The organism is Mammaliicoccus sp. I-M35, from assembly GCF_022386455.1.
Classification (GTDB): domain Bacteria; phylum Bacillota; class Bacilli; order Staphylococcales; family Staphylococcaceae; genus Mammaliicoccus; species Mammaliicoccus sciuri_A.
This window is the reverse complement of sequence record NZ_JAJNIL010000001.1, coordinates 107,468-121,742: the sequence shown is the minus strand read 5'-3', so window position 1 is coordinate 121,742 and position 14,275 is coordinate 107,468. Positions and strand designations below refer to the sequence as shown.

Genomic DNA, 14,275 nt, shown 5'->3' with positions numbered 1-14,275 from the left:
ATTGGTGGCTTTTATTGTATATAAAAGATAATATGGATTGAGGTTATTTGCACTTTGGGCCAGAACTGCTAATAACGGTGGCAGTATTTGCACTTTGAGCCAGAACTGCTAATAACGAGGGCAGTATTTGCACTTTGAGCCAGAACTGCTAATAAAGGGAGCAGTATTTGCACTTTGAACCAGAACTGCTAATAACGGTACCAGTATTTACAAAACTCGTAAGAAGTGTAAATACTAGGGCTCTTATGAACACTTTCGACCAAACTTGTTCGTAACGACACCCATACAACACAAAAATATATTTTTCATTATTCTCAATTTGATTGATTTGTCATACTTTGAATTTATTTGATATAATTTATAGGAATTCATATATAGGAGAGATATTCATGAATGGACTACGAAGTGTTACATTATGGACTTTTGATATTAAAGAAACAGAGTCATTTTATAAAGATATTTTAGGGCTTAATACCTTGATGAACCATGAAAAGAATATCTTACATATCGGTGATGCAAATCTTGCACCTGGTACGAGACTGATTTTCAAGCAATATTCTGGTGACTCAGATCAATTAGATACGCATTTTCACGGGATAGCTTTACGTGTACCGACTGATTACGCATTATATGAATATAAACAACAATTTGATGATCATCAAGTTAAATATGAGTCTGTACAACAATTAAATGGTAAGCATCTATTTAAATTTTATGATAATAATGGACATGCGTTACATCTTATTTCTGATGAACAAAATTCTGGTGTACCTCTTGGAACTGCTTATGATGGTGGTCCAATTAGTCCCATTCATCAAATTCAAGGAATAGGGCCGGTCATGGTTAAATCACCCGAGACTCAAGCAACTGGCTCATTATTAAATAATATTTTTGAGTTGCAATTGTTTGCTGAATACAAGACAATAGATGATGAGTCAGCTATCGTATTTAAAGTCGGTGCTGGTGGAAATGGCGGAGAGTTACATTTGATTGATTATCCAGATGCGATTGAGTCATTGAATCCACCTATCGAAAGAGTAGCAATCTCCATTGATGATATCGATCATTTTGAAAAAATTGTTAATCACGTTAAAGGAATTGAAATGGAACATCATATTATTCAACATGAAGCCGGCTTAATTTCGTTATATGTGCGTGACTTAACTGGCATCATCATTACAATTACATATGACACAGTGAATTAAAGGAGCGGTTTATTTATGTTACATGAAACTTGGAAAGAAAATCACGTTATTAAACAAGTAGAAGTTACACATACAGATGCACAAAAATTTAAAGTATCTGATATGTTAACAGTAGGTAAAACATATGATGTCGTTAATGAAACAGAAGAATATTATCAAATCATTGATAATTCTGGTCATGTTGGCGGCTACTACAAAACATACTTTAAAGAAGTATAAATATACGATAAGAGTCTGATACATCTATATGTTCCGGACTCTTTTTTAAGTTTATAAAATGTACTAAAGGAGAACACAATGGCTAATTTTAATAAATATTTAAACAACGATGAAACAATATATGATGACGCTTTGTCTATGATAAAGCTTAATAAGAATATACTTTTAAAAGGACCGACTGGTTCAGGAAAAACGAAACTTGCTGAAACACTTGCGAGAGATTTAAACAAACCGATGCATTCTGTAAACTGTTCTGTAGATTTAGATGCCGAAAGTTTATTAGGTTTCAAAACAATTGAAACAAACGAACAAGGTCATCAACAAATCGTATTTATCGATGGACCTGTTATTAAAGCGATGAAGAATGGCGACATTTTATATATCGATGAAATCAATATGGCGAAACCAGAAACGTTACCTATTTTAAATGGTGTATTAGACTTTAGAAGAGCATTAACGAATCCATTTACTGGTGAAGTCGTACAAGCTAAAGAAGGATTTTCAGTTATTGCCGCAATCAATGTAGGCTATATCGGAACATTACCAATGAACGAAGCATTAAAAAACAGATTCGTTGTCTTGGATATTGATTATATAGATGGCGAAACATTAAAAATGATTATTAAAGAACAAAGTGCATTACAAGATGATGAAATCATCGATTCAATCGTTCAATTTAATAAGGATTTACGCATTATGTCGAGCCAAGGTCAAATTTCAGAAGAGTCAGCGAGTATAAGAGCATTGATTGACTTAGCTGATTTAGCAACTGTCATTCCAGTAAGACGTGCAATTAAACGCGCTATTATAGACAAAATAGACGACGAAAGAGAACAACAAGCTATACAAAATGCAATTGAATTAATTTTCGAGTAAGGAGAATATCATGAGTGATCGTTTTATATTATTTAATGACGAACAAATCGATGCACAACAAATAATGATGTTAACTGATTTAGCTAAATTATTACTTGAAGATCCAAACGTTAAAGTTTCTTTCCAAAAATTCCAACACTATGATCCTATCAACAATACATGTAATGTTAGTTTCACTTGGTTACATCGACCTGAACACATTATAAATGCAGGGTTAAAATCCGACATCATGTTAGATACTTTAGGATTTAAACATACAGATCCAGCTATATATAAAGAAGTATTAGATGAGTCATTTGATCATATGAGCTTTTTTAAACAATTATTTATGCTTATTGAAGAATACCGTCTTTCAAATTTGATTATGTCTAAACGTCCAGTCACTAAAAAGTTATTTAAGCATAGATTGAACGTCAAAATCAAACAAAATAATAGTCAAATTCATGTTTATCAAACGAAGACAACTTATACAGACTTATTATTTTTAGCAATAGAACATGCTATTTTAAATGAAAATTTCATCAACAATATTTCAATAAATGATGATTTTGATGATGCACTCGTACAAGTGTTTAATCGATTAACGCAAATATTCAACTTGCAATCATCAGAAGACAGTTATGATTTAGCTGTAAGTATTATGATTTTAGTAGATTATTTATTAAAAGAAGATATGCTTAACCAGTATTATCATATTCCAGAGCGTATTTATCGTTCTTATGAAGAAGAGTGGACTTTAGAAGATTTAAAACGTCAAGATGCGGCTAACACTGATCAAAGTCATGAACAAGATCATGATCCAGACGACATTGAATCTGCAGATGCTGAAACAAAGACGAACGATAGTCAAACTGACAGCAAATCTTATTTAGAAATGGAACTTCACGAAGGTGAAAATAGCGACATTTTGACAGATAATGATAGAGAAGGTGACGCTGGCGATGATATGACGGATATGATGGAGAAAAAAGGTAAGGGCTCTAACAATACTTTAGATGATGAAGAGGGCGGCGCACAAGGTCTTAATCAGCAATATCAACTTAAAGGTATTAACCAAAATGTTTCTCTTACTTTCAATCGACCAGATATTTTACCAACACATATGGAAGCATATAAAGAAGCTGTCGATAGTGTTCAGTTTGAAATAAAAGATTTAACAAGCATAATCCAAAAATCTATGAATCATCAATATAGTGATATAAGAGAAAACTTAACTAAAGGTCGCTTACAAAAAAATCTTCTAAATTGGTTTATCGATGATCAATATAAACTATTCTTCAAAAAAGACGCATTTAGCAGAAAATTAGATGCAACATTCACATTATTAGTTGATGCGTCAGCAAGTATGCACGACAAAATGGAAGAAACTAAAAAAGGTGTCGTCCTATTCCATGAAACACTTAAAAATTTAGATATAAAACATGAAATTCTTGGTTTTAGTGAAGATGCTTTTGAAGCTGATAAATTGAATCAACCTAATACTATTGAAGAACTTATCTTATATAATGAATCAACACTTAAACAGAATGATGCAAGAATTATGACGTTAGAACCTCAAGATGATAATAGAGATGGTGTCGCTTTAAGAGTTGCAACTCAACATTTACTTCAAAGATCTGAGTCTCAAAAATTCTTAATTGTATTTTCTGATGGTGAACCTTCAGCATTTGATTATGCAGAAGATGGCATTATAGATACACATGAAGCTGTAATAGAAGCCGATAAACAAGGGATTTATGTCTTTAATGTATTCCTTAATCAAGACGTGATTGATGAAGCAACGAAAAAGACTGTTCATAACATCTATGGTAAACAAAGTTTATTTGTAGAAGGTGTTGAAAATTTACCATACCAGTTGGCACCGTTATTGAAAAAATTACTGTTGCAATCTATATAATTAACAAACTTAAATAATAACATTCTTTTTTAAATTTTCAGAAATTTCATATAGACGAAAACTAACTCCAATGATAGAATATTAATTATTGTAAGACGTAAAAGGAGTAAAATATATGAACAAGAATATTTTTGTAGTAGGGTTTATGTTATTTGCGATATTCTTTGGTGCCGGGAACTTAATTTTTCCTCCAGCATTAGGATTATCGAGCGGTCATTTCTTCTGGCCAGCAATATTTGGTTTTGTCATTACGGGAATCGGTTTGCCACTTATTGGTGTAATCGCAGGTTCAATTGAGGAAAAAGGATACAGAGTTTCATTAAGTAAAATTCATCCAGTCTTTGCAATTGTATTATTAGTTGCAATTTCTTTAACAATAGGACCATTATTCGCAATACCACGTACAGCAGCAACATCTTTCGAAATGGGTATTACACCAATTTTTGATACAAATAGTTCAATGGCTTTATTTATTTTCTCACTGATTTACTTTATCATTGTCTTTTACTTAAGTTTCAACTCAAGTAAAATGGTCGATAAAGTCGGTGCGATTTTAACACCATTACTATTAATTTCAATTACAGCATTAATTATTAAAGCATTCTTCTCATTAGGTGGAGAAGCACCTGTTGCAGGTGATACTGCAGTATATAGTAGTGCTGGAACAAGCTTTGGTAAAGGTTTCGTTGAAGGTTACTTAACAATGGATGCTATCGCAGCTATTGCTTTCTCACTAATTGTTATTACAGCAATTAAGAGTAAAGGTGTAACGAGAGAAACAGGATTATTCAAACAAACAATTTATGCAGGTGTTATTGCAGCACTTGCACTTGGATTTATTTACATCTCATTAGGTTGGATCGGAAATCACATGAACGTTTCAGCTGAGACACTTAAAGAATTAAACGATAACGGTCAAAATATCGGTACTTATCTCTTAACAACAGCCGCTCAATTAGCATTCGGTGAGTTTGGTAAATATTTAATCGGTATTATCGTTGCATTAGCTTGTTTAACAACAGCTACAGGTTTAATCGTATCAGTGAGTGAATTCTTCCACGAGATTATACCTAAAATTTCTTACAAATGGTTTGTAACAATCTTTACATTAGTTAGTTTCATCCTTTCAAACCAAGGTTTAACTACAGTAATTAAAGGTTCACTACCAGTATTATTAGTGTTATATCCAATCGCAATTACAGCTGTATTATTAATTGTTCTTGCTAAGTATGTTGGTACACCACCAATCGCACAGCAATTATCAGTAGCACTTGTAACAATTATTTCATTAATATCAGTTGTAAACCAAATGGGTTGGGCTAAAATTGGATTTATTCAACAATTACCATTATCAACTTACCAAATGGAATGGATTCCATTTGCAATCGTTGGATTCATTATTGGATTTATAATTGGTAAAGTTAAGAATCAAGCACCAATCACATATTCGTAAGTTGTATAAGAATCTTCAAAATTATTTTGAAGATTCTTATTTTTTATGTCATCATATTGATAACAAGATAAAAAGGGGTTGGTTTTCATGATTTTAAATGCATTTATAAACAAAGATGAAACATGGTTATTATGGGCAATTCTAGTAGGTATTGCAGCGCTAAGTATCTTTTTAGAACAAAGGTATCAATTTGCAGCAAAACTAACAGGCGCTATCATTGCATTAATTGGTGCGATGATATTATCCAATCTCAATATCATTCCGATTGAATCGCCAGTTTATGATCAAGTATGGGAATATGTTATTCCGTTAGCAATTCCTTTACTTTTATTTAGATCAAACATATTTAAAATCTGGAAAGAAAGTAGAAGACTTTTATTTATATTCCTAATCAGTTCAGTAGGTACTGTAGTAGGTGTTGCAGTAGGATTTTTATTACTTCACCAATTTATACCTGAACTAGATAAAATAGGTGCTATGATGACTGGTAGTTACATAGGTGGTGGTGTAAATTTTGCAGCACTTAGCACGAAATTCCAAACACCAGGAGAATTAGTTTCCGCAACAGTTGTAGCCGATAATAGTGTAATGGCTTTCTATTTTATTGTATTGATTACACTTCCAAATATGAAATTTGTTAAAAAATATTTTAAAAGACTTTATACGTCAAATGATGATACGAACAGTAATCAAGCAGAAGCATATTGGAAACGAAACGAAATAAGTTTAAAAGATATTGCTTATTCGATTTCAATAGCATTTGCGTTAGTTGCGATAAGTTTTAAAATTTCAGAACTCGTTAATGAATACATTCCTAAAAACAATCACTTTATGGAAATATTAGTGAGTATTATAGGTGACCAATTTTTATTGTTAACAACATTAACACTTGTTACAGTAGCTATGTTTAGTAAATTCTTTGAGAATTTAAACGCTTCTGATGAACTCGGTACATTTTTAATATATATTTTCTTTGTCGTAATAGGTGTACCAGCATCTATACCAATCATTATCAAAACAGCACCATTATTATTTATTTTCGTTGCCGTTATTTTGATTTTCAATTTATCTATAACACTGTTCTTCGGAAAATTGTTCAAATTCAATATTGAGGAAATGATACTCGCTAGTAATGCAAATGCCGGAGGACCAACAACAGCAGCTGCTTTAGCAATATCTAAAGGTTGGCAAGGATTAGTCGGACCTATTTTAATCATAGGTACTTTAGGTTATGTAATCGGAAATTACGTCGGAACATTAATGGGGTATTTCTTAGGCCAATTTATGTAAGTGGGTTGTTGGATGAGTAGGCGGTGTAGGAGGTGTGAGTTTGTTGGGTATAACTCAGATTTATAACCAAGTCATGGCTTTATTCAGTACTTAAGCCATGACTTGAGCCATCTCTTGGCTTTATTCAGTACTTAAGCCATGACTTGAGCCATCTCTTGGCTTTATTCGGTACTTAAGCCATGACTTGGTCCATCTCTTGGCTTTATTCAACACTTAAGCCATGACTTCGCTCATCTCTTGGCTTTATTCAACACTTAAGCCATGACTTGGTCCATCTCTTGGCTTTATTCAATACTTAAGCCATGACTTGGACCATCTCTTGGCTTTATTCAGTACTTAAGCCATGACTTGAGCCATCTCTTGGCTTTATTCGGTACTTAAGCCATGACTTGGACAATCTCTTGGCTTTACTCAACACTTAAGCCATGACTTCGCTCATCTCTTGGCTTTATTCAACACTTAAGCCATGACTTGGTCCATCTCTTGGCTTTATTCAGCACTTAAGCCATGACTTCGCTCATCTCTTGGCTTTATTCGGTACTTAAGCCACGACTTGGTCCATCTCTTGGCTTTATTCCATACTTAAGCCAAGACATAGGCAATCTATTCACTTAAATAAGCCTTCACAATGCACACCTCGAATACTCTCATACTCACATCCACAAATCTACACACAAAAATCCCACCAACAAATGCGAAGTTTGTTGGTGGGTCTATTATTTATGATTTAAATGTGTTTCTCAATTGCTGCTGTTCGTCTTTGAGTTGTAATAATTTTGTTTTTAAGTCTTGTTCTAAGCTTTGTAATTCTTGTTCTGCTTGCTGACGTTTGCGCGTGCCGTCTTCTTGTATGCGTAATGTTTCTTGAATTGTATCTACTATATTAGTTTGAGTCGTCTTCAATGTTTCGATATCAACGATGCCTCGTTCATTTTCTTCAGCTGTTCTAATCGCATTCTGTTTCAACATTTCAGAGTTCTTCAGCAATAATTCATTAGTTGTATCTGTTACTTTTTTCTGAGCTTCTGAAGCACCTTGTTGTCTTAAAAGTGTTAACGCGATTGCCATTTGATTTTTCCATAATGGGATACTCGTTAAAATTGAACTTTGAATTTTTTCTGCTAAAGTTTGATTAATATTTTGTATCATTCTGATTTGTGGGGCAGATTGTAATGTGATTTGTCTAGAAAGTTGTAAGTCATAAATTCTTTTTTCTAGTCTATTAATATATTGTTGTAAATCTGCCAGTTCCTGCACATCCATTTGGTTATTAGATGCTTTAACTTTTTGTTCTAATTCTACAAGATTATGTTGCTTCAACTCGTCGCGTTTCTTTTCTGCTGCGGCGATATAAATATTTAATGCATCAAAGTAAGCTTTATTTTCTTCATATAATTGATCTAATAAGCCAACATCTTTCATCAGCATATTTTGTGATTTCTGCAATTCTACAGATATACGATCGACTTGTGCACCAACAGATTGATATTTACTAAACATTTCATTTACAGAACGTTCAGCTCTTCTAAAAATACGTTTCAATCTAGATTGATTTTGTTTTTGTAATTCATCTGGATTTACTTCTTTTAATTTATTCATTAAGTTTCTTAATGAATTACCAATAGGTCCTACATCTTTAGATTGTACTTGTGTCAGCATTTGATGTGAGAACTGTGATAATTTATTTTGTGCTTGTTGACCATAGAGTAGAAGACCATCATTATCTAATGGCTTAATCTGCTTAGCAATTTCGTCAATTCTTCGTTGATCTTCATCTGAGAATGTCTTTTCGTATGTTGATGTCACATCAGAAGGGGTTTGCTGTTCTGTAACTTCTGAAGTTTGTGGTGTTAACGCTTCTGATGAATCTTTAAATGGGTCATCAATAAGGTCGTCAAATAAGTTCTTATTCGTTTCAGTCATTGTTACGCTCCATTTCATATTCATATTTTTTATGAGTTTTTGTTAAATTCACTTTTTCTTTCGTTGATTCTGGAATGCCTTTTCTATAGCTATTTCTTTGTTTAGCAATATCAGCAAGTTCCATTTCAATATCTAATTGATGATAACTCGATTCATTTAACTCTTTTAAATCGGCAACGAGTGTTCGTTTATTTTCATCAATCGTGAGCTTTGTTTGTTTAAGTTTAGCTTTTTCTTCTTTAGATTTATTTGGCATACGTTGTAATAGCGTGTAATTATCAATTAAATTCACAGTATTATCTAGGTGAGAGTAGAAGAAGCTTTCTACTTTATAAAATTTCTCTGGTGACTGTTTAACTGTGTTATAAATTGTACGTGCCAATTTAGCAACTTCGTTTAAGTTCTTGAATTCTTTATACGATCTAATACGCATATAGTTTTTATAAAGTCTTTTCAATTTGGGCTGCGCTTCGTTTAATTGTTTTCTAATAAAATGGAATTCTCGACGTGTTAAACCCATTTCTTTTAAATAACGTCGTGAACTATACCATTGGATTGGTAAAAAGCTAATAACGTAAGTGCCTGCAAATACAGCCATATCTATAAGAAAATTTAAATCTAGTTGAAAAACACTAAATAAAAAAGCAATAAATGATATAGGTACTGCTAATAACGCACCTAATACATATGATAAATTATATTTCATTGTCATCTTCCTAATTTATAACGTTTTGAAATGCTTAGTTTTTTCATCTAAAGTGGTATCTTCGATTGTATAATTTTCTACAACTGAAGCTGGTGCTACTCCCTGGATAACACCATTAATAAATTGTTCTAATTGATCTTCTTCACCACTTGCGTATATTTCTACATAATCGCTGACATTTTCAACGGTACCAACTATTTTATGTTTCTTAGCGAGTTGAGCAGTGAAAAATCGAAACCCAACACCTTGTACACGTCCAAAAACTTTAATATGTTTTCCGTTCATATTTATCACCTCATATCTTTATTATAAAGGGTTCAGTGTAAAAAAACTAATAATTAGAAACAAATCCACAAGCTATTTTCTTGATTTAATATTCAATAAGATTTAAATTAACTCTAGGGCAATTTTCTAAATAGGGGAGATTTTAAGATGTATAAAATCGTAACAATCCGAACAGATTATGAGGGATGGTGGCTGTTTGACGATTGGAAAGACTATATCATTAAAGAAATTGAATGTCAGGACTATGAAGAAATGGTTAGACAATATCATAATCTACTTAATCAATATCAAACGAAGTTTACGAATGAACTCGTAGGTAAACATAATATACATGCATTCTATAATAATTGTGATCTTTCGTATTGCGAAGACTGCGAAGAAGATATGCAAATATTTTATAGTATTCTTATATTAAATGACAATTCAATTTATACGCCATTACCAAAATAATAAATTCTGAAAATATCTTAAATGGTATTGCATTTGAATATTCTGTGACGTATAATAAGAAATAGCAATATCGTTATTCCATATTGCAAATAACATTATTAATTAATTGTGTTTTTTGTAATATGCGAATATCGCATATTGAATTTTAGTCTTGGAGGTTTCACAATTATGAAACAAGGTACAGTTAAATGGTTTAACGCAGAAAAAGGATTTGGCTTCATCGAAATTGAAGGAGAAAATGACGTATTCGTACATTTCTCAGCAATTAACCAAGAAGGTTACAAATCTTTAGAAGAAGGTCAAGCAGTAGAATTCGAAGTAGTTGAAGGCGACCGTGGCCCACAAGCTGCAAACGTTGTAAAACTATAATATATATGAATTTGAACGACTAAAAAGAAACCCTAACATCGTTAGGGTTTCTTTTTGCGTTATCATATTGTTATTATTTAATAATAAATTTTCATGATTTCAGCTTATTATTTTACGTCGTTCATAATTAATTGTTTTAATGTTTGTCGCTTAATAACTTCTCTCGCTTTTCCATCTTTAACAAATAGAACTGAAGGTTTAAGCATTTGATTATAATTTGAACTCATAGAGTAGTGATAAGCGCCTGTAGATAATACAGCTATATAATCACCGATTTTTGTAGATTTAGGTAGTTTCATATCTCTACCGATTAAATCACCTGATTCACATAACTTACCAGCAATTGTAACGTCATGTGTGTCTTCATCATTTCTATTCACTAACAATGCTTCATATTGTGCATCATAAAGTGCCGTTCTAATATGATCACTCATACCACCATCAATTGATACATACGTATTAACATTAGGAATCTCTTTAATTGTTCCTACTTGATACAACGTAACACCCGCTTCACCAACAATTGAACGTCCTGGCTCAATAGAAATCTCTGGAATAGCCATATCATATTTTTGACTATTTTCTTTGATCGCATCTGTAATCAATTTAATACCATCTTCAATAGGGTAACTCTTATCCGCTTCAGTATATTTAATACTAAAACCGCCACCTAAATTTAATATATCAATCTCAATATCATGTTCTTTTAACCATTCAAATACAATTTGGATTGTGTTGATTGTACCATCAGCTTCAAAAATTTGTGATCCAATATGGAAGTGAATTCCTTTAAAATCAATTTTATCTGATGCTTGCAAAGCACGAACACCTTCAAGTGCAGTACCATGTTTAATAGACAAACCAAATTTACTATCTTCTTGACCAGTTTGTATAAATTTATGCGTATGTGCTTCAACACCAGGATTCACTCTTAATACAGCTTTAATAGGCTTAGAAGCTAATCTATTAATACGTGTGATTTCATCTAATGAATCAATGACGAAATATTCAACGCCACTTTCAATCGCATATTCAATTTCTTCATTCGTCTTATTGTTACCATGAAAATGAATTTTACTTGGGTCAAATCCACTTGCTAAAGCTGTATATAATTCACCTTCAGATACAACATCTAGCCCCATATCTTCTTCTGCCATCAATTTAAACAATTGAATACTACTAAATGCTTTAGAAGCATAAGAGATATTATATGATAAGCCACTTTCTTTAAATGCTTCATGGAATCTTCTACATTGTGTTCTAATTTGTTCCTCATCATAAACGATAGTAGGGGTACCAAAACTTGCAGCTATCGTTTGTAATGATACATTGCCCATTGTAAGAACACCTTGGTCATTATATTTAACTGTCATTATCTAATCTCCTTTATTAATGAATGATGGTTTAATGCACTGATTTGCTCAGAATTTGCACCAACACCTTTAAATGTAAATTCATCAATCCTTATATCGTTACTATACATCACGACTTGATCACCACTTTGGATTGTATCATCTACTTCAACGAACATGTGACTCATCATCAACCCTCTAATTGGATAGCGTTGTTGATTAATAAGTGCATCATGTTTCGCTCTTGTCTTAAGTATACCGTCTCCATAGCCAATATCAACTACAGCAATGTTACAATCTTTATCAGCTGTATATTGGAAACTATAACCACAAGTTTCTCCTTTTTTAATAGGGCGAACTTGTATCACATTAGCTGTGACTGTAAAGTTTTGTTCAGTAAGTGTAGTAGGGAGGGTACTATAAGGTCTTGACCCATAAAGTATAATACCAAGACGCGCATGTGTATGTTGATTAAACAATCCGTCTTCTCTTACATAACTTGCACTATTTTGTGCGTGAATAAATTTGAAGGCATAACCATGGTCTAATATAAATGATAAGCAATCAATCCAAGCTTGTCTTTCTGTTTCATATTCATCGCCACCAAATTCATCTGCATATCCAAAATGTGTCCAAATACCTTCGATAATCGCTTGCTCTGCAATAGGTAAGTTTTCATTATGTTTAAGTACTTGCAACATTTCATCTTGATCTTTCAAACCAGAACGGTGTAGTAGATTTTCAAGTTCTAAATGTAATTTAACGCCTGCTAAATCTTCTAAATGTTTATGATAGAACGTCAATGAAGGTAACGTCATCGCAATGTTATGTGCCTTTAATGTTTCAAATTCGATAGAAGGATTCATCAAAAAGATATTTACTTGTTTATCTATTTCACGAATTCTTACCGCTTCATGAAGTGATGTTGTACTGAATGTTTGAATACCTGCCTGAATAAAGGATTTAACTGCGAATTCTAATCCAAAATGATAAGCATCGTTTTTCACGACAGCCATAACTTTGTTATCTTTAATAACGTTTTTAGCATTTTTTATAAAATTTTGTTCATCAATCGTAATACGTGCTACCATTATTTGTCCGCTCCTTGATTTAATAGTGCTGTATAGTAATCAGCGACACTGATCAATACTTCTTCATCGAAATTGAGTCTATTTGTATGTAGACCATAAATATAATCTTTTTCAACATTGCGTGTTCCAAAAAAGACAAAATAGCTTGGTGCTAATTGACGATAGAAACTAAAGTCTTCGCCAAATAAATAAGGCTTTTCAAGTTCATGTAATGTTAAGTCGAGGCTCATTAAAGCTTCTTTAACGCCATCATATAATTGTGCATCATTTGTAGTAGGTGGATATCCTTCTGCAAAATCAACTGTACATGTAACACCAAATAACAATTCAACACTTTCTGCGATTTTTTGCATTTGATTTTTAACAATTTCAAGATCATTCGTATCATATGTACGAATTGTACCTTCTAAGTAACCATTCTCTGGCACGGTATTAATGGCTTCTCCAACATTAAATTGTCCAACATGAACAATATTGCGATTTAAACCATTTAAATGAAATTGTTGAATTTGTGTAACTTGAGATAGCACATGCATCATCGCTTCTGATGCTGCTTTACCATCTTCTTTACTGGCAACATGACTTGAGCTTCCTTTTAAGTAAAATCGATACTCTGTTGCACTAGCTGTAATTTCATCATTTTTAAAAGCTACTGTACCGACATCTTCAAATGGCATAATATGAACGCCATAAATTTTCTCGATGTTATATTTATCAAACACGTTTGATTGGATTAATTGATTCGCACCAGCTTCAGTTTCTTCTGAAGGTTGGAATATAAATACGACATTATGCGGTAATTCACCTTTATCATATAAAGCTTTACAACGTTGTGTAAAAAGCATTAACGCTGTCGTATGACCATCATGTCCACATGCATGCATTACTTGATCAACCGTACTTTTATAAGGTACATCGTTTACTTCTTGAATAGGTAAGGCATCGATATCCGCTCGATACGCAATAGTATGATTCGAATTGCCTTCCAAATAACCAATGACACCCGTTTGAATAGGGCGTTCGTATGGAATATTTAATTGTTTTAAGAAGTCTTCAATATACGCAGTTGTCTCATATTCTTGCATACTTAACTCTGGGTGTTGATGTAAGTATCTTCTTGTATTTTTCACAAATTCTAATTCAGACATTTAACTCAGTC

The 14,275-nt window shown here is 32.5% G+C and carries 14 protein-coding genes; 8 read left to right on the top strand and 6 right to left on the bottom strand.

Translation table 11 applies throughout. The features are described from left to right. Positions 1–389 precede the first annotated feature (389 nt). From LQ679_RS00590 to LQ679_RS00565, 6 genes are all read left to right on the top strand, one after another. Positions 390–1,205 (top strand): VOC family protein, encoded by an 816-nt coding sequence (locus LQ679_RS00590; protein WP_126477657.1) that lies wholly within the window; start codon positions 390–392, stop codon positions 1,203–1,205. A 15-nt stretch (positions 1,206–1,220) separates the two neighbouring features. Further along, positions 1,221–1,424 (top strand): DUF6501 family protein, encoded by a 204-nt coding sequence (locus LQ679_RS00585; RefSeq protein ID WP_025905040.1) that lies wholly within the window; start codon positions 1,221–1,223, stop codon positions 1,422–1,424. Positions 1,425–1,502: 78 nt separating this feature from the next. Beyond that, complete coding sequence (locus LQ679_RS00580; protein ID WP_191835557.1) at positions 1,503–2,300, top strand: ATP-binding protein; 798 nt, start codon at positions 1,503–1,505, stop codon at positions 2,298–2,300. Positions 2,301–2,310: 10 nt separating this feature from the next. Then, the gene (locus LQ679_RS00575) at positions 2,311–4,197 is read left to right on the top strand and encodes a vWA domain-containing protein (RefSeq protein WP_239747970.1); all 1,887 of its coding nucleotides are present in this window, start codon (positions 2,311–2,313) and stop codon (positions 4,195–4,197) included. Between the two features lie 115 nt (positions 4,198–4,312). Then, positions 4,313–5,650, top strand: coding sequence for a branched-chain amino acid transport system II carrier protein (brnQ, locus tag LQ679_RS00570; RefSeq protein WP_239761932.1), 1,338 nt, complete (start codon positions 4,313–4,315; stop codon positions 5,648–5,650). A gap of 87 nt (positions 5,651–5,737) precedes the next feature. Then, positions 5,738–6,940 carry a DUF819 family protein gene (locus LQ679_RS00565; protein WP_196308388.1) on the top strand — a complete coding sequence of 401 codons (1,203 nt, stop codon included), beginning with the start codon at positions 5,738–5,740 and terminating at the stop codon, positions 6,938–6,940. Positions 6,941–7,660: 720 nt separating this feature from the next. Here the strand turns inward: LQ679_RS00565 and LQ679_RS00560 are convergent. Genes LQ679_RS00560 through LQ679_RS00550 form a run of 3 tightly spaced genes read right to left on the bottom strand, consistent with a single transcriptional unit; the run spans position 7,661 to position 9,854 of the window. Then, on the bottom strand, positions 7,661–8,863 hold the full coding sequence (locus LQ679_RS00560) for a toxic anion resistance protein (protein ID WP_239761931.1): 1,203 nt from the start codon (positions 8,861–8,863) through the stop codon (positions 7,661–7,663). Beyond that, positions 8,856–9,569 (bottom strand): 5-bromo-4-chloroindolyl phosphate hydrolysis family protein, encoded by a 714-nt coding sequence (locus LQ679_RS00555; protein ID WP_037588039.1) that lies wholly within the window; start codon positions 9,567–9,569, stop codon positions 8,856–8,858. The genes LQ679_RS00560 and LQ679_RS00555 overlap by 8 nt, the downstream gene beginning before the upstream one ends. A gap of 15 nt (positions 9,570–9,584) precedes the next feature. Further along, on the bottom strand, positions 9,585–9,854 hold the full coding sequence (locus LQ679_RS00550; protein WP_037588038.1) for an acylphosphatase: 270 nt from the start codon (positions 9,852–9,854) through the stop codon (positions 9,585–9,587). A gap of 147 nt (positions 9,855–10,001) precedes the next feature. Between LQ679_RS00550 and LQ679_RS00545 the strand changes: the two genes are divergently transcribed. Together LQ679_RS00545 and cspA are read left to right on the top strand one after the other, a co-directional pair. Beyond that, positions 10,002–10,304 carry a DUF1033 family protein gene (locus LQ679_RS00545; protein WP_239761930.1) on the top strand — a complete coding sequence of 101 codons (303 nt, stop codon included), beginning with the start codon at positions 10,002–10,004 and terminating at the stop codon, positions 10,302–10,304. A 168-nt stretch (positions 10,305–10,472) separates the two neighbouring features. After that, complete coding sequence (gene cspA / locus LQ679_RS00540) at positions 10,473–10,673, top strand: cold shock protein CspA (RefSeq protein ID WP_016912585.1); 201 nt, start codon at positions 10,473–10,475, stop codon at positions 10,671–10,673. A 107-nt stretch (positions 10,674–10,780) separates the two neighbouring features. Here the strand turns inward: cspA and lysA are convergent, their stop codons facing one another. The 3 genes from lysA to LQ679_RS00525 are packed head-to-tail and all read right to left on the bottom strand — an operon-like array spanning position 10,781 to position 14,264. Next, a complete protein-coding gene (lysA, locus tag LQ679_RS00535; RefSeq protein WP_239761929.1) occupies positions 10,781–12,046 on the bottom strand; it encodes a diaminopimelate decarboxylase in 1,266 nt (421 codons plus the stop codon). Next, positions 12,046–13,116 (bottom strand): alanine racemase, encoded by a 1,071-nt coding sequence (gene alr, locus LQ679_RS00530; RefSeq protein ID WP_126477857.1) that lies wholly within the window; start codon positions 13,114–13,116, stop codon positions 12,046–12,048. The genes lysA and alr overlap by 1 nt, the downstream gene beginning before the upstream one ends. Next, positions 13,116–14,264, bottom strand: coding sequence for a M20 metallopeptidase family protein (locus tag LQ679_RS00525; protein WP_239761928.1), 1,149 nt, complete (start codon positions 14,262–14,264; stop codon positions 13,116–13,118). The genes alr and LQ679_RS00525 overlap by 1 nt, the downstream gene beginning before the upstream one ends. Between the last annotated feature and the right edge of the window lie 11 nt (positions 14,265–14,275).